The organism is Photobacterium sp. SP02 (assembly GCF_038519165.1).
Classification (GTDB): domain Bacteria; phylum Pseudomonadota; class Gammaproteobacteria; order Enterobacterales; family Vibrionaceae; genus Photobacterium; species Photobacterium halotolerans.
This window is the reverse complement of record NZ_JASJOJ010000005.1, coordinates 102,038-119,175: the sequence shown is the minus strand read 5'-3', so window position 1 is coordinate 119,175 and position 17,138 is coordinate 102,038. Positions and strand designations below refer to the sequence as shown.

The 17,138-nt window shown below is 52.8% G+C and carries 13 protein-coding genes and 1 tRNA gene; 6 read left to right on the top strand and 8 right to left on the bottom strand.

The window, feature by feature from the left end; genetic code table 11:
• Positions 1 to 57 precede the first annotated feature (57 nt).
• Positions 58 to 1,110, bottom strand: coding sequence for a 23S rRNA pseudouridine(2604) synthase RluF (gene rluF, locus P0Y67_RS03910; RefSeq protein ID WP_342390817.1), 1,053 nt, complete (start codon positions 1,108 to 1,110; stop codon positions 58 to 60).
• A gap of 159 nt (positions 1,111 to 1,269) precedes the next feature.
• On the opposite strand from rluF, the gene P0Y67_RS03905 reads away from it, so the two are divergent.
• Positions 1,270 to 1,845, top strand: coding sequence for a porin family protein (locus tag P0Y67_RS03905; protein WP_342390816.1), 576 nt, complete (start codon positions 1,270 to 1,272; stop codon positions 1,843 to 1,845).
• Positions 1,846 to 1,950: 105 nt separating this feature from the next.
• On the opposite strand, the gene P0Y67_RS03900 is transcribed toward P0Y67_RS03905, so the two are convergent.
• Both P0Y67_RS03900 and P0Y67_RS03895 read right to left on the bottom strand, forming a co-directional pair.
• Entirely contained in the window at positions 1,951 to 5,088 is a 3,138-nt protein-coding gene (locus tag P0Y67_RS03900) for a multidrug efflux RND transporter permease subunit (protein ID WP_342390815.1), read from the bottom strand.
• Positions 5,088 to 6,197 (bottom strand): efflux RND transporter periplasmic adaptor subunit, encoded by a 1,110-nt coding sequence (locus P0Y67_RS03895; protein WP_342390814.1) that lies wholly within the window; start codon positions 6,195 to 6,197, stop codon positions 5,088 to 5,090. Before P0Y67_RS03895 ends, P0Y67_RS03900 begins: the two co-directional genes overlap by 1 nt.
• 215 nt (positions 6,198 to 6,412) lie before the next feature.
• On the opposite strand from P0Y67_RS03895, the gene P0Y67_RS03890 reads away from it, so the two are divergent.
• Both P0Y67_RS03890 and P0Y67_RS03885 read left to right on the top strand, forming a co-directional pair.
• Positions 6,413 to 6,497, top strand: a tRNA-Tyr gene (locus P0Y67_RS03890).
• Positions 6,498 to 6,724: 227 nt separating this feature from the next.
• Positions 6,725 to 8,464 (top strand): response regulator, encoded by a 1,740-nt coding sequence (locus tag P0Y67_RS03885; protein ID WP_342390813.1) that lies wholly within the window; start codon positions 6,725 to 6,727, stop codon positions 8,462 to 8,464.
• Between the two features lie 7 nt (positions 8,465 to 8,471).
• On the opposite strand, the gene P0Y67_RS03880 is transcribed toward P0Y67_RS03885, so the two are convergent.
• Complete coding sequence (locus P0Y67_RS03880; protein WP_342390854.1) at positions 8,472 to 9,446, bottom strand: glutathione S-transferase family protein; 975 nt, start codon at positions 9,444 to 9,446, stop codon at positions 8,472 to 8,474.
• A gap of 181 nt (positions 9,447 to 9,627) precedes the next feature.
• Between P0Y67_RS03880 and xthA the strand changes: the two genes are divergently transcribed.
• Together xthA and grxB are read left to right on the top strand one after the other, a co-directional pair.
• A complete protein-coding gene (xthA, locus tag P0Y67_RS03875) occupies positions 9,628 to 10,434 on the top strand; it encodes an exodeoxyribonuclease III (protein WP_342390812.1) in 807 nt (268 codons plus the stop codon).
• 64 nt (positions 10,435 to 10,498) lie between these two features.
• Positions 10,499 to 11,149, top strand: coding sequence for a glutaredoxin 2 (grxB, locus tag P0Y67_RS03870; protein WP_342390811.1), 651 nt, complete (start codon positions 10,499 to 10,501; stop codon positions 11,147 to 11,149).
• Between the two features lie 101 nt (positions 11,150 to 11,250).
• On the opposite strand, the gene P0Y67_RS03865 is transcribed toward grxB, so the two are convergent.
• The 4 genes from P0Y67_RS03865 to P0Y67_RS03850 all read right to left on the bottom strand — a co-directional run bounded on the left by P0Y67_RS03865 (position 11,251) and on the right by P0Y67_RS03850 (position 14,477).
• Complete coding sequence (locus tag P0Y67_RS03865; RefSeq protein ID WP_120511450.1) at positions 11,251 to 11,928, bottom strand: ABC transporter permease; 678 nt, start codon at positions 11,926 to 11,928, stop codon at positions 11,251 to 11,253.
• Positions 11,929 to 11,931: 3 nt separating this feature from the next.
• On the bottom strand, positions 11,932 to 12,672 hold the full coding sequence (locus P0Y67_RS03860) for an ABC transporter permease (RefSeq protein WP_337114099.1): 741 nt from the start codon (positions 12,670 to 12,672) through the stop codon (positions 11,932 to 11,934).
• A 142-nt stretch (positions 12,673 to 12,814) separates the two neighbouring features.
• Positions 12,815 to 13,591, bottom strand: coding sequence for an ABC transporter substrate-binding protein (locus tag P0Y67_RS03855; RefSeq protein WP_342390810.1), 777 nt, complete (start codon positions 13,589 to 13,591; stop codon positions 12,815 to 12,817).
• Positions 13,592 to 13,706: 115 nt separating this feature from the next.
• Positions 13,707 to 14,477 carry an ABC transporter ATP-binding protein gene (locus P0Y67_RS03850; RefSeq protein ID WP_337114101.1) on the bottom strand — a complete coding sequence of 257 codons (771 nt, stop codon included), beginning with the start codon at positions 14,475 to 14,477 and terminating at the stop codon, positions 13,707 to 13,709.
• Between the two features lie 1,117 nt (positions 14,478 to 15,594).
• On the opposite strand from P0Y67_RS03850, the gene P0Y67_RS03845 reads away from it, so the two are divergent.
• Complete coding sequence (locus P0Y67_RS03845) at positions 15,595 to 17,085, top strand: DUF3360 family protein (protein WP_342390809.1); 1,491 nt, start codon at positions 15,595 to 15,597, stop codon at positions 17,083 to 17,085.
• Positions 17,086 to 17,138: the final 53 nt, after the last annotated feature.

The window sequence follows — 17,138 nt, the reverse complement described above, 5'->3', positions numbered from 1 at the left end:
ATCATTGAATAGTGCAAAGTTGCGCAGGGGAATGCAAGCAGAATCGGCGTTGAGCCGTTACTGGTCTTTCTTAGACTTCCATTTTTTAATGCCTGGCGATGTCGACTCATGACCTGAACGGTCCGGGCGGCCGCCTTTACCCGCTTGCCCGCCGGATTTTTTATCGTGCGGACGCTGCGGTGATTTGCCCGGTTTGCCGCCCGGACGACGACGCTCGACCTCGCCTTTACCTTTATAGGTTTTATACCTAACCGGCGCTTCCTGCTCACTCTGCTGGCGGGCATCGTACAGTTTAGCGTCTGTGGCTTTGCTGATGGCCTGCCCCTGGCTGTCGACCCGCGACGCTTCTTCTGTCTTACTCGACAGCGCCAGTAAACGGTGAATCTCGGCCATTTCATCATCGGTCAGATAGCGCCATTTACCGTTTGTCAGACCGTCAATGGTGATATTCATGATGCGAACGCGGCGAAGTTTATACACTTCAAAGCCCAGCGCTTCACACATACGACGGATCTGGCGGTTAAGGCCCTGCGTCAGCACAATACGAAAGGAATAAGTGGTTTCCTTGGTAACTTTACAAGGCAGAGTGACGGTATCGAGAATCTCAACACCGGAGGCCATTTTGGCCAGAAACGCCTCGGTCACCGGTTTATCCACCCGCACTACATATTCTTTTTCGTGCGAGTTACCAGCGCGGAGGATTTTGTTGACGATATCACCGTCATTGGTCATGAAAATCAGACCATCAGACGCCTTATCCAGTCGGCCGATCGGGAAAATACGTTTGCGGTGGCCAATGAAGTCAACAATATTGCCTTCAACATGCCTCTCCGTGGTGCAGGTGATCCCGGCGGGCTTGTTCAGCGCAATATAGACAGGCTGCTCTTTGCTGCGTAGCGGTTTGTCATCCACCAGCACTTCATCGTTCGGGCCGACTTTCACCCCCATTTCTGGCTGCTGGCCGTTAATCAGCACCCGGCCTTGCTCAATCAGTTTGTCGGCTTCCCGGCGCGAGCAGTAACCTGTGTCACTGATAAATTTATTCAGGCGAACCAGACTGGTGTCTGAGGATGGTGCGTCATTACGAGACTGAGGTTTATTTTCTGGCATGATGATCTTCTTCATTGTGCGTTTCACAACGCGTTCGGAAGCAGGGATTTTACCTAATGTCTGTTTAAATAGAAATCTGTGAAGCGGATAAGGGAATGCAGAGCATATACAGAATATGCTACAACCCCCTTATAAAATTCAGAAACGTGTTGATAATCAATGTTTAAGTTACCCTCCATATTAATGTTGTCCTGTTTACCCCTAACTGTCTTCGCTAATCCGCACGATGTCTCCCCGTTTGTCATCTCTGCAAATCCAACCTTTTACCTTTATGGAGGAACAGGGACGCTGGGATTCGATGCCAAAAAAAGTACTGGGATCAGTATTGATAAACAGCATAATTTTACAGCTGGTATCGGCCATGATTTTTCGCCCTATATTGCTCTGGAAGGTAGTTATCAGTACCTGCTTACTGAGATAGAAACGGCTGAGTTAAGAGCCTCACAAGTCGGTCTGAGCCTGATACCTTCGACCGGAGAGCTGGGGAACTCACGGCTGAAGCTGTTTGCCCGGCTTGCAGTTAATTTGACAGACGTCGAATGTAAGGGATGCTCAGCTGATTTCTCGGAAAACGGCCTGACTTTTGATGCCGGCTTGGGGGTTCAGTGGGATATTAATCACCGATTCCAGCTCAGAGGCGAATATATCAGCAGTATTGAACAAAGCTCGCTGAACAAGACATTTAAAGAGTTTGAGCTGGACGGATTCCAGCTCTCGCTCGGTTATCGTTACTGATCAGCCATCAAACTGGTTTGGCTTGAACCTATCGGCCCGGAGCAGACATTATGGATTCCCGCCTGCGCGGGAATCCATAACATTTTGATTTACAATCAATTACTTTTATTTTAAATCCTCCAGTGGCAACTCACCATGGCTGCGGCGTCCGACATAATCATGTTCCAGGGCTTTTTGCAGTTGTGCCGCGACATGGCCCGGTGACTGAGTTTTCGCGCACACCAGACGATACATGGCCGGGATCACGAACAAAGTCACCAAAGTCGCAAACGCCATGCCGAAGAACACCACGGTACCGACCGAAATGCGGCTTTCATAACCTGCACCGCTCGACAGCAGCAGCGGTAAGGCACCAAACAAGGTGGTGAATGCCGTCATCAGAATCGGGCGTAAACGCCGTGCTGAGGCATCGACAATGGCCTGCTCAAAGGCGATGCCTTTATCCCTGAGCTGGTTGGCAAATTCCACAATCAGGATGCCGTTCTTGGTTACCATACCAATCAGCATGATCATGCCGATCTGACTGTAGATATTCAGGCTCTGCCCCATCAGGATCAGTCCCAGCAAGCCGCCGAAGATCCCCAGCGGAACAGTCAGCATCACCACCATAGGGTTGATGAAGCTTTCGAACTGTGCCGCCAGCACCAGATAAGCCACCAGCAATGCCAGACCGAAGATCATCGCCATACTGCTCTGATTCTCGCGGAAATCCTTCGATTCGCCACCATAGTCGATCACAATATCACTCGGCAACATAGATAAAGCTTGCTCATCCATAAAATCCAGCGCTTCACCCAAGGTATGGCCGGGCAGTAAGTTGGCGGTAATGGTGATCGACTTCTGCTTTTCGTTATGGCTCAGCTTGCGGGCCGCCGCCACTTCTTCGACTTTCGCCACACTGTTGAGCGACACCAGCTCGCCGTTCCTGGCACGAACGTAAATCCGGCTCAGATCCATCGCATTGTTAAAACTGTTTTCATCACCGCGCAGATACACATCGTATTCCTCGCCGCGCTCGACAAAGGTGGTTTCACTGCGCCCGCCCAGCATGACTTCCAGCGTTTCTGCGATATCCGACTGCGGAATGCCCAGCTCGGCCGCCCGGGGACGATCAACCGTCACCACCAGCTCCGGGGTGGTTTCGGCGTAATCTATGTCCACGCCGTCCATCATGCCGCTGCCCTGAGCGACATCTTTCAGTTTGGTGGCCCAGGCGAACAGCTCGTCGTAATCGGCACCATTGAGGATAAACTGCATCGGCTCGGACGAGCCGCCCCTAAATCCCGGCATGAAGGGCCAGACACGGATATCCGGAATGCCCTGCAGGGCTTTGCGGATCACCCCGAGTGCCTGGGTCGCGCTGACATCGCGATCTTCCCAGTCTTCCAGCTGCATGATCACAAAACCGGTCTGATCCCCGGCCCGGCCGCCAAAGGCCGGGGTCTGGATACTGACAGAGCGGATCAGCCCTTTGCCCACCATGGGCAACAAGCGCTGCTCAACCTGCTCGATATTACCGACCATGCGGTTATAGCTGGTCGCTTCCGCGCCGCGGACAAAGGCAAAGATGACCCCTCTGTCTTCAGAGGGCGCAAGCTGGCTCGGGACCATTTTAAACAGCCAGACACTGGCGCCTACCACAGCGACAATCAACAAAGGTGCCGCCCAGCGCCAGCGCACGGCCTGAGTGACGGCTTTGCGGTACACAGCCTCCAGTGCAGCAAACTGACGGTCGACAAAGCGGTTAAACGGCCCGGGTTTGACATTGGCTTTGAGCAGCTTACTGCCCAGCACCGGGCTTAAGGTCAGTGCCACCAGGGAGGAGAACAGCACAGACATCGCCAGCAGCACGGAAAATTCAGTAAACAGCGGTCCCACCATGCCATCCATAAAACCGATAGGCAGGAAGACCATTACCAGTACCAGTGTGGTGGCAATTACGGCAAACCCGACCTCTCGGGTGCCTTTAAAAGCGGCCAGCAAAGGTGGCTCGCCCCTTTCGATATGGTGATAGATGTTTTCGACCACCACTATGGCATCATCCACCACCAGGCCGATAGCCAGAATCAGGGCCATCAGGGTCAGCAGGTTGATGGAAAAACCGAGATAGTAAGCGGCCATAAAGGCGGAAATCAGCGACACCGGCACAGTGACGGCCGGGATCAGGGTCGCCCGTGCCTGACCGATAAAGACATACAGCACCAGCACCACCAGCGCGCCTGTGATCAGCAAGGTGTTGTAAACCTCGTTGATCGAGCGTTCAATAAAGATGGTCGAGTCATAATCCACCGCCAGCTGAGTACCGTCCGGCAGAAAACGCTGTAATCGGTCCACTTCTTTTTGTACCGCATCGGCGGCTTGCAGCGGGTTGGCGTCTGACATCGGCACTATACCCAAGCTCAGGCTCGATACACCATTGCTCTTGAAGGTGGCATCTTCGTTTTGCGCACCTATGGCCACGTCGGCAACATCTTTGAGGTAAATCGGCGTGCCGTCTTCGGCCTGCCGCACCATCAGGTACGAGAAATCTTCTGCGGTGCGGTACAAACGGGCGGTGCGCACCGACATGGTGGTCGCATCGTTACGCACTTCGCCGCCCGGCAGCTCAACGTTCTCATCACGCAGGGCGTCGATAATATCTGTGGTGGTCACGCCGCGCCCTGCCATCTGCTCAGGCAACAGGCGGACATACATGACTTTGTACAGCGCGCCGGTCAGTTGCACCGAGCTGACACCATTGATCAGGCTGAACCTGTCGGTTAGCACCCGATCGGCGTAGTCCGTCAGCTGCGAGCGATCCATCTCGCTCGACGTCAGATTGATATAGATAGCGGCTTCGCCTGATCCGTCATCTTTGGAGACAATCGGCTCATCCGCACCATCGGGCAGACTGCGGCGGGCACGGGAAACGGCGTCACGTACGTCGCTGACCCCTTCGGTCAGGTTCCAGCCCATTTCGAACTCGACGCTGATCCGCGAGCTGCCGTTACGGGTGGTCGAGGTAATGCTTTCAATGCCGCTGATGCCCGACAGCTCGTCTTCCAGCACAGTAGTGACTCGGCTTTCCATAATGGTTGCCGATGCCCCTTCGTACGAGGTGCCGATACTGATCACCGGATTTTCCACATCGGGCATTTCCCGGACCGGCAGCTTGCTGAATGACACCAGACCGAATACCACCAGCAGCACGCTCAGCACAATAGCAACCACCGGGCGTTTTACTGCAACGTCAGATAACCACATCAGGCATTATCTCCTGCTTGCACCACACTGGCCGCTTTGGTCTCAGACGGGTTGCCAAGACTGACGTCCTGCACGGCCAGACCGTCGCGCATATTGACCAGCCCCTGAACCACAATGCGATCACCGATCTGAATGCCTGATTCGATCACCACTTCGTTTTTCACTCTGGCGCCCAGTGTCACTTCAGTTCGGTGTGCAATGCCTTTGGCATCAACAAGGTAAACAAAACGCTTGGTGCCGGAATATTCCAGCGCCTGAACCGGAATAATCGCGGCCTGCTGCGGGGTAAAGTCCAACGCTGCCGCCATCAGCATGCCGGGTTTGAGCTTGCCGCTGGCATTGTCAAACGAGACGCGCACCCGGATGTTGAGTGATTCAGCCTGAACCCGTGAGTCAATGGCCTGAATCGTGCCGTGAAAGGTGTCGTCCGGCCATGCCTGACTTTTGGCCTGTACCGCCATGCCGGGTGCCAGTTTTGACAGGTATTGCTCAGGCACCTGGACGTCGAGGCGCATGGTTGACAGATCATCGAGCGTAAACAGCTCACTGCCTACCGTCACGGTATGGCCTGTACTGAAATCAATCAGACCAACGGTGCCGGTAAACGGCGCACGGATCTGGTGATCATCCAGCTCGGCTTTGGCCGCATCAAGACGGGCTTTGGCGATACTCACGCTCGCCTGCTGCGCAATCAGTTCGGTCTGGGTCAGGGCGCCGCGCTTCACCAGCCGCTGATATTCGGTATATTTACGCTTTTCGTCGTCATAATAGGCTTTTGCTTCGTCGTAAGCGGCCTTGGGTTTGGCGTTATCGAGCTGAACCAGTAACTGCCCCTGGGTCACTTTCCGCTCGGTATCCACCACAATGCGATCCACCTTGGCGGCCACTTCAGTAGCAATGGTCACTGAACGCTGGGCGGCCAATTTGCCCACCAGAGAGACAGAGCTGACTACTTGGTGTGAGGTCACTTCGCCTGTCGCCACCGGCACGCTGCGGCCAGGTTTGGGCTGGCTGGCGGCTTGGGCAGCATGAGACTGCTGCTGAAAATAGAAATAGCCCCCGCCGGCCAGGGATGCCGCTACCACAACGGCCAAAACAACTTTCTTCATGCTAACGCATCCTGTTCTTTGTTATGGGCTAATCATATCTGACCCACAGAATAATCGGGGTAAAGAAATGTAAAGCTAAGCAAGTTTTCCTCACAAAAAAGCACAAACCGTAGACGTAACTTGCAAAACGACGAAAAATCCAGCAAGCAACGATGAATATTCAGAAAAAGGGTTTACAGTCTTCACCTGTTTGCTATTATCCGCACCGCACTTGTGGAGGGGTTCCCGAGTGGCCAAAGGGATCAGACTGTAAATCTGACGGCTCCGCCTTCGAAGGTTCGAATCCTTCTCCCTCCACCATCTTTCAAGCCAGCGCATCGCGCTGGCTTTTTTTATTCCTCTCTTTTTCTTTCTCTTCGTCGCAAGCCCTGCACAATTCTCACTTTTGCGACTTTATGCTTTCTTGCCCTCCAATCACTACATAGCACAATTTTTCACCACAAAAACCGACTACACTCAGTCTATCTAAAGTGTGACTGCCGCCACATTTGCATGCAGTTGCATCCTGGTTGCTCTGAGGACATAGGATGGCTACCCGATTGCACACCATGAGCCTTGCTCCCCCGCCCTGGCATAAGCTGAAAGTCTTGCTGGTCGACGATCAGCCCAGCGCCCAAAGCCTGATGAAAGGGGTACTGGTGCAGATTGGCCTGCGTCACATTGACACCGCCGCCAACTACCGCGAAGCCATCAACCATTGCCAGCGCTCAGCCTACCATCTGCTGCTGGTCGATTTTCACCTGGATAACACCCTGACAGGCAGCGAATTACTGACCCTGCTGCGGAAAAAACAGCTGCTCAGTGCCGATTGCGGGATAGTAATTTTTTCGGCAGACACCAGTGCACGAGTGGTGCTGAATGCGCTGGCGGTCGAACCGGATGCCTTTGTCACTTTACCGCTGCCGCTCAACACACTGCAGCAAAAGCTGAGCCACGCATGGCGCAACAGTCAAGCCCGGCTGCCTGTGTATAAGCAGCTGAGCGAGCATGGTCTGGATCAGGGGATCCGGCACTGTAAACAGCAACTGCTGCAGCATGGTCCGGATTACCAGCTGGAAGGCCTGCTGCTCGATATGCTGATGGAGAAAAAAGACTGGGCGCTGGCCCGCCGTTATATCAGGCTATTTCAGAGCTATCATCCCTCAATCAAAGTCACGCTGGCAGAAGCCAAGGTTGAGCACCAGTGTGGTGATTCAGCCAAAGCCCTGCAGCTGCTGACACACCTGATCGGGAAACACCCACTGTGTCTTGAGGCGATGGATTTGCTGGCAAACTACCAGGCCGGGCAAGGGCAGCCGCTGCAGGCACTTGCCACAGCCCAGCGGGCACTGAAACTGTCTCCCTCAGCCAGTCACAGGGCCCTGACAGTTGCGCAGCTGGCTGCCAAGTGCCAACAACCAGATGCATTCGCTCAGGCCGGGCTCTCGCTGGCCACCCATTTACCGATTATTGATGTTGGCTGGATTATCTGCCTGGCCGAATTCAGTGCCAGCTTCGAGCAATTGTATTTCAGTCTGGATGATCAGCGCGCCCGCCGTCAGCTCCACCAGACGCTGAACCAGATAGCCCAGCGCGCGCATCACAGATTACTGCCCGCGCAGCGCCCTTTTCTTTATTGCTTCAAGCAGTTACTGAGTGCCCGATTGCTGCTGGCGCAAGGCAAAACTCTGAAAGCCAAACGCCGTCTGCTGCTCGGCTTATCCGGCTATTTTGAACGCCTCAATAAGCTGCCGTCAGTGATTCTGGCCGATGCGCTGCCGCTGCTGTTACAACTCGGCGAAACCCGTTTGATTGCAGATATCTGCCAGGTACTCAAACACAGAGACAGCTTTGACGGTCACAGCCAGTTGAGGCTGCAGGCATTGCGGGAAAATACTCACGCTTTTGACGCATTGCGCTGGCTGGAGTCCACCTTCAAACGCGCTCAGGCCATTCGCCACTCGCAGCCATCCCAGGCGCTGTTTCATTTTGATGCCATCATTCACGACTATCCGCTTTGCAGCGAAGCGCATCTGGGACGTCTGGATTGCCTGCTCAGGCTGCAGGCACCAGGCCTGGCAGCCAATATCCGTCCCAGCCTGCTTGCCGTCAGCATGATGCCTCTGCCTGATGCGCTGGCCCAGTGGCGCTGCGAGATACTGAGCCAAATGCGCGCTGGCAGACAATCCGATCCGGCTGCCGGCGGTTTGTCTGTGCCACTGCCTTACTCGGTGAATCGGGACTTGCCGCCGGTCCGCATTGAGATCTGGGCGCCATTGCTCCATTAGGAGGGCATCAGGACGTCAGCTTGAATCTGCCCCTGTCGTGCGGCGAATCCAGATCCAGCTCTGGCCCCTGAGGTACCACGCCGGTTGGATTGATCATCTGATGGCTGAAATAGTAATGGCGCTTGATGTGGTAAAAATCGACCGTTTCAGCCACACCCGGCACCTGATACAGTTCTTTCAGGTAGCCCTGTAAATTCGGATAATCGGCAATGCGCTGCTTATTACACTTAAAATGGCCCACGTACACGGCATCAAAGCGGATCAGCGTGGTAAACAGCCGCCAGTCGGCCTCAGTCAGCCTGTTGCCGGTTAAATACCTGTGATTGGCGAGATGCGCATCGACTTTATCCAACGCTGTAAACAACTCAGAAAAGGCCGTGCTGTAAGCCTCCTGAGTGGTGGCGAAGCCGCACCGGTACACACCGTTATTGATCGACGGATAAATAAACGCATTCCACAGCTCAATGTCGGCCTGGGCCGACTGGGGATAGTAATCATCCTGGTTGCCGGTGATCCCGTTGAAAGCACTGTTCAGCATGCGGATAATTTCTGAGGATTCATTGCTGACGATGGTTTGGGTTTCTTTGTCCCACAACACAGGCACTGTTACCCGGCCGGTATAATCGGGTTTGGCTTTGGCATACAGCTGGTGCATAAAGTCAAAGCCGTACAAAGGTTCCGGCTGCGCAAACTCCCAGCCGTGCTCCAGCATGTCCGGGCTGACCACAGTGACCCCGATATGCGGCTCCAGCCCTTTCAGGGTGCGGAATATCAAGGTCCGGTGCGCCCAGGGGCAGGCCAGTGAGACATAAAGGTGATAGCGGCCGGATTCCGCCTTAAAGCCTTGCTGGCCCTGTGGTCCCTGACGGCCGTCCGCCGTTAACCAGTGGCGAAAGCCGGCATCTTCACGCACGAATTCACCGTCGCTTTTATCTGTGTCGTACCACACATCGTGCCACACACCTTTGATCAGTTTGCCCATACTCGCCTCACCGTTGATTTTCACTTGCCTTCATTATAGGAAAGCCAGTGTCATCAGTCGGCGCAGAAAATCCGGTAAAGATCATCAAGATATTCGAACAGCTCAGCGCTGGCCTTACGCTATCACAAGCAACTGTGCTAGGATTGCTTCATTCTAAACCCTGACAATACAGAATCATCAAATGAAAGTTATTTCTTTTAATATCAATGGATTAAGAGCAAGACTCCATCAACTGCAAGCGGTAATCGATAAACACCAGCCGGATGTGATCGGCTTGCAGGAAATCAAAGTGCATGACGAGGCTTTTCCGCTGGAAGACGTAGAAGCCATGGGCTACAAGGTCTACCACCACGGCCAGAAAGCCCATTACGGTGTTGCGCTGCTGTGCAAGCAGGAACCGGTTCATGTACGCAAAGGGTTTCCGACCGATGATGAAGAAGCCCAGCGCCGGATGATTATGGCCACTTTTGAGCAAGAAGACGGTAAAACCGTGACTGTGCTGAACGGCTACTTCCCTCAGGGTGAAAACATCAATCACGAAACCAAGTTTCCGGCCAAGGAAAAGTTTTATGCTGATCTGATGACCTACCTCAATACCCATCACAGCAGCGATGAAGAGCTGGTGGTCATGGGCGATATCAATATCAGCCCCATTGATCTGGACATCGGCATTGGCCCGCAGAACGCCAAACGCTGGCTGCAAACCGGTAAATGCTCCTTCCAGCCAATTGAGCGCGAATGGCTGAAAACCCTGATGGACTGGGGGTTTGTCGATACCTTCCGTCAGCTTCATCCCACCGCGGATGACAAATTCTCATGGTTTGACTATCGCTCCAAAGGCTTTGATGACAACCGCGGCCTGCGCATTGATGTAGTTCTGGCGACCCCGTCGCTGGCGGCCCGCTGCCAGGAAGCCGGTATTGATTACGAACTGCGCGGTATCGAAAAGCCGTCTGATCACGCACCTATCTGGTCTGTTTTCAAATAATCACCGCCATAAATCCACTGCCAGCCCCCTTCATCCGGGGCTGGGTTTGACGAGGTTTGAATAAATGAAACTCTTTGTTTTCGATCACTGCCCGTATTGCATTAAAGCCATGATGGTGGCCGGGCTGAACAAAGCCAATGTTGAGCTGGTTTTCTTGCAAAACCATGATGTGCAGGCGCGTATCGATAAAGTGGGTGCCAACATGGTGCCTATTCTGCAAAAACCTGACGGCAGCTATATGGCAGAAAGCCTGGATATTGCCCGCTACCTTGACGAGCAGGACGGTCAGCCTCTGCTGGCGAAGGCCCAGCATGAGGCACGCATTGCCGAGTGGTACGACGCTGCCCGGCCTTTCAGCAGCCGTTTAGTGTATCCGCGCTGGCTGATGATTGACCTGCCTGAGTTTCAGTGCCAGGAAGCCAAAGACTGGTTTGAGAGCAATAAATCAGCCATGATCGAACAAAGCTTTGATGACGCCTTTGCGCAGACAGCGCAATATCTCAGTGGTATGGAAGCGGTGCTGGCTCAGCTCGACTGGCTGACCCTGCCTTCCGAGCGCGGCAATGTGCTCAGCTATGACGATGTCAATCTGTTCCCGACCTTAAGAAACCTGACTGTGGTTAAAGGACTGACTTTCCCTTCCCGGGTGCGCCAGTACCTTGATCAAGTCGCCACCCTGACTGGCATCAGCCTGTACGATGCAGTGGCGGTGTAGGTGTAGGTGTAATTGCTGATTTCGCCATGCAATAAGATGCCATAAACAACTAAGCCAAGGCATCTGCCTTGGCTTAGTGTCTGAAGCGTGAAGAGATCCTATCAGCTCAACGCTTTCATGTGGCGCAGGAATCGCCCTTCAAGCTTACGGAAAGCCCAGATCACAGTGAACGTCAGCACCATGTAACACAGTCCTGCAAACAGGTAGGATTCAAAAGGTGCGTAATAGCGGGAGTTCACGATCCGGGCCGCACCGGTCAAATCCACAATGGTCACGATACCGGCGACCGCCGAGCCGTGAATCATGAAGATCACTTCATTACTGTATGCCGGTAAGGCGCGGCGCAGCGAGCTTGGCAAAATAATCCGGCTGAATGCCTGCCAGTGGCTCATACCGTACGCTTTCGCCGCTTCCACTTCCCCTTTTGGCATACTGTTAATGGAACCCCGGACGATTTCTGCCGTATAAGCGGCGGTATTGAGCACAAAGGATACCAGGGCACAGAACCAGGCTTCTTCCCAGAGCGTGCCTTGTACATTTAACAGCTGGCTCATGCCGTAATAAATCAGATACAGCTGTACCAGCAGCGGCGTACCACGGAAGAAGTAAATGTACGCCCAGGCGGGCCCTGAAATCAGCGGATTCTTGCTGTTTCGTGCCACACCGATAGGAATGGAAATCACCAGACCAATGGCAAGTGCCAGCGCCACCATCCACAGTGTGGTGTAAAAACCTTGCAGATACAGCGGCCAGCTATCAGTCAGAATACTAAAGTCCATCTCTTACCTCGTATGGATACTGAACCGACGCTCTGCCCACTTCAGTACCGAAGTGGAAAGCGAGGTAAACACAAGAAACAACACGGCAATTGCCATGTAGAAGGTAAAAGGCATCTGAGTCGTACCGGCGGCCAGGGCCCCCTTACGCACCATGTCATCCAGGCCGATGATAGAGACCAGTGCTGTGGTTTTCAGCAACACCAGCCAGTTATTGCCAAAGCCCGGTAAGGCATGGCGGATCATTTGCGGCAACAGGACACGGCGAAACGACATCGCACTGCTCATGCCATAGGCTTTGGCGGCTTCCAGCTCACCTTTGTCCACCGCCATAATGGCACCGCGGAAGGTTTCAGCCATATAGGCACCGAAGATAAAGCCAATGGTCAGTATACCCGCGATAAAGGGGCTGACTTCGATATAGTCAGGAAGATAGGCCGTCCATTCATGGCTGGGATCTGATGACGCAAAATAATTGTTCAGCCACTCATTGATGCCATACAAACTGTTGTTCAGCAGTACCTGACCGCCAAAGAAGATCAGCATCATGAGTACCAGATCAGGAATACCGCGGATGACAGTGGTGTAAGTGGTCGCCGTTAAGCGGGCCAGACGATAACGTGACAATTTTGCCAGCGCACCTATCATGCCCAAGACCATCGCCAGTACCAAAGACAGCAAAGCAACCTGCAAGGTTACCCACGCGCCTTCGATCAACGACCATTCGTATCCTTTTAAATCTAACAAGGGGTCACTCCTTTAAACTGCAAAGAGTCAGCGACAGATAGTAAAAGTGCCGAGCCACCCTCGACCCGGCACTCTCATTCGTCTCATCACATCGCTCGTACACCGGGAGACATATTGATGTCTCTGAGTCTACTGTCAGCGATTAGTCACCGTATACGTCGTAAGAGAAGTACTTAGATGCCAGTTGCTGATAGACGCCTTTTTCGCGCAGCGACAAGATGGCTTTATCCAGTTTCTCGGTCAGATCTTTATCCTGCTTACGGGTTGCAATCCCGAAGCCTTCACCGAACCACTTAGGATCGGTCAGAGAAGGACCGATGAACTCATACCCTTCGCCGCCGTCTTTGTTCAGCAGACCTTCTTCCAGCGCCGAAGCATCACCCAGTACGGTGGCGATACGGCCGGCTTTCAGATCCAGGTAAGCATCATCAAAAGAGCCGTAGCGGACGATCTCAACAGAATCACCATAGTTGTCGGTCAGGTATTTATCGTGCGTCGTTGCACGCTGAACACCAATTTTGACGCCTTTCAGGCCTTCTTTGCTGAAGTCAATCTGTGTGCCTTTCTTGGCCACATATTTATTGGGGATCAGAGCGTATTTGCCAGTGAAATCCACTTTCTTTTTACGCTCTTCCGTGATCGACATAGCGGCAATGATGGCATCGTATTTACGCGCCAGCAGAGACGGGATAATACCGTCCCAGTCCTGGGCGACGATCTTACATTTTGCTTGCAGTTCTTCACACAGCGCATTGGCCATGTCGACGTCAAAACCTTTCAGTTCACCGCTTGGCTCGGTCCAGCTGAATGGAGGATAGGCGCCTTCGATACCGAAACGAATTTCTTTCCACTCTTTCGCTTGAACTGAGGTGGCCCCCAGAGCTGAAACGACGGCGGCAGCCAAAATCCATTTTTTCATTGTCTTACTCCTGTTGTATTTGCATCCACCCCGTTTGTGAGTAAGGGATGGTTGTAAACCGCTGAAACAGCGAAGTTGTTAATTATCGGGCTTGAGTAAAACTCACATCCCTATTTTAGTAAATGGAGGAAATAAATTGTTTTAATCTTTCTGAATCCGGGTTCTGGAACAGCTTTTCAGGATGCCCCTGCTCTTCAACCAGCCCCTGGTGTAAGAACATCACCTGATTTGACACATCGCGGGCAAACGCCATTTCGTGTGTCACCACCAGCATGGTGCGTCCTTCCTGGGCCAGATCCTGCATGACGCCCAATACTTCACCGACCAGCTCAGGGTCAAGGGCGGAGGTAGGCTCGTCAAACAGCATGACTTCGGGGTCTACCGCCAGTGCGCGTGCAATGGCAGCCCGTTGCTGCTGACCACCGGAGAGGTGACCCGGGTAATAATGGCGTCTGTCGTACAGACCCACTTTCTTCAGTAAGGCTTCGGCTTTTTCAATGGCTTCCGCTTTAGGTACACCGAGGACATGAACAGGTGCTTCGATCACATTTCCCAGTACAGTCATGTGTGACCAGAGATTAAAGCCTTGAAAAACCATGGCCAGGCGGGAGCGAATGCGCTGCACCTGACGATCATCGACAGGCAGGAATTCACCCCGGCGATTGTTCTTCATTTTGATCAGTTCGCCATTGACCCAAATTTCACCCTGAGTTGGCGTTTCCAACAGGTTAATACAGCGAAGAAATGTACTTTTACCTGAACCAGAAGAGCCAATGATAGAGATGACATCCCCGCAATGTGCAGTGAGCGAAATCCCTTTCAATACTTCATTCTGGCCAAAAGATTTATGTAAATCCTTTACTTCAAGCGCTACTGCTTCTGTCATGCGCTTTGTCTCCTGTTGCTTGTCAAACCCAAATACTGCACCAGAAACGAATGATGCAAATGTGGCTGAATGCGCTGAATACTGTCGGCTAAAGTCTTTATGCATGATAGTGAAAGTTCGCACCACATCACTATTAACACTACACCAACATTAGCAGAACGATATTAGTTACCCATTGTTATTGCTGGTAACTCATCACTAATACACGCCACGGATAACTTTATCTTTTTATCAAGCCAGTTAGTGACGCTACCATTCATCCTGCTCCTCTCGGTAATCCGACAGTGAGATAGTCTGTTTTCGCAGCCCTTTGACGAAGGTATCACCACGAACTTTGCTTGACAACATTTTGTTAACTTTCGGATTTTAGCATTATAAGATGGAAAAATCGCATATTTAATCAATGAAACACTGCAAACGATTATTTAATAAGCGCAATAGATTCTCACTATTTTAGTATAAAAAATCAGTTTCATACATCCGGCCGAATTATCCGCTGCAAGCGATAAAAAGAATAAACATCAGAGGCAGCTAAATAAAAGCGCGGCAGGGAGTCTTCTGAATTTGCGGGTGAAAATGGCAACGGTTTTGATTGCACCAGGATGTAATCGATATCGGGCTATTAACAGAATAAGAATCCTCCTGTAGCCAATCATTCCTTCTGTTTACCTCAGCAAAATGAAAGTGGGCAAACATGCAGAATGAGTAACTGATAATGTGCTTTACGCTAATTATAAAATTCGTCATAACATGACGAGGCTTGCAGAAATTGAATTTGTTCCTCACGTGAAAATGGCCGCAGAGGACACGAATAGGGCGTTTTTCTGCGCCGTATCCTGTCCGCTCCCCTTCCTTTTGCCTCATCAAGACTGAAATTTACGTAACAAAATTACACAAAACCCCAAAATCACCTCCACAACCTCAATAAAAACGGCTTTTTACGTAGTATTCCTTCAAACAAGGAGCTTGGATGATCAGGATCAACTTTTCATCGGATCCCGGGGAGTAAACTGTCTTCATTATCAGTAATTGATACCAGAACATAAATCCGCACTGGATTGAGGCCATACCCCCGGTGCAGAACACAAGAATTATAAACTTGTAGAACGAGGCCCTTATGTCATCAAACCTTCAATTCGGTGACGTTCAAACCGAGGTGGACCCCGAGCGTTATTCGGCCCATCACAAACCCGCCAGCCGCTTTTCCAGCCGCTCCCGGTATCTTGATCATGAACTTCAGATCCTGAATCCGCGCCGGTGGGCACTGAACCTGCCCGGCCGAGATTTCCGTTTTGAGTGGGAAGATCTGGTGCCCGCGATAGCCGGTACTATCGGCATTATTGCGATGTATTCAGCCGTGATGTCTTCTTATGCCGCGGCTTACGGACTTGGCCCGGATTTCGTGGTTGAGAACGTCAGGGTAGAGATGCTGGTATCGGCATCGCTGTTTTGTATTCTGGTATCCGGTTTTCTGAACCCGCGCGCCAATCTGGCGGGCAATCATGGTCCGATGATCCCCATGATCGGCATGATTGCCGCCGCCGGCGGTCACCCGCTGGCGCTGGCTATTTTGCTGGGCGGTTTCGGCCTGGCGCTCAGCCTGTGTAAAGGCGGCTCCCGACTGGTCAAGCTCACCAGTGACGGTGTGGCTGGCGGGCTGTTGATTTTCCTGGGCTTTGTCGGCTCCAGCGGCCAGATAAAAAGCCTGCTGAGCTGGGGCAGCGACATCAACATGGGCTATGTCGCTACTTTCATCCTCTTTGTCTCTATTGTGCTTTATGCCTTTCTGGCCCGAATCGGCAAGCGCTGGCTGGCGATTCCTGTCTGCGCAGTGACTGGCGGCATCATCGCCGCCATCATGGGCGCCCCGTTCGAGTTCCATACCACACCCGGTCTGCCCAATCTGAACCCGGCCTATTGGTGGGGATCGACTGAAACCGGCTGGAAGCTGGGCATGCCGACCGTGGAGCACTTCATTGCGTCGCTGCCGTTTGCCCTGCTGGCCGTTGCCATGTGGTCGCCCGACTTTCTTGGTCACCGCATTTTTCAGGAAATGAACTACCCTGAAAAAGCCGAGAAAGCCCTGATGGATGTCGATGACACCATGACCGGCTGCTCGGTTCGCCAGATAGTCGGCGCGGCATTTGGCGGCGGTAATGTCACCTCGTCCTGGGGGACGTATATGATCCCTGCCGCCATCGCCAAACGCCCGATTCCGGCCGGTGCCATTTTGCTGGGCAGCATATGCATCATTGTGGCTATTATCGGCTACCCTATGGATATTGCGATCTGGCCGCCGGTGATGACAATTGCCCTGCTGGCCGGTGTGTTCCTGCCGCTGCTGGAGGCCGGGATGCAGATGGTCAAAGATGCCAAATCCAGCCAGTCGGCGGGGATCTGTATCTTCGCATCCATGGCGGTGAACCCTGTGTTCGGCTGGGCTGTCACTATGCTGCTGGATAACAACGGTCTTATTGGCGACAAAGAGCGGCCGAATCACCTGACACTGGCTGACCGCATCATCATCCCGGGCCTGACACTGCTTGTGTGCCTGGGAGCCATGCTGGCGGTCGGCATGATTCCGGGTATCCCTGCACTGCTTGGATAAACGGGAAAAATCGTACGTTCCGACCTATCAGTGCGGTAAATCAAAAAGCCGCA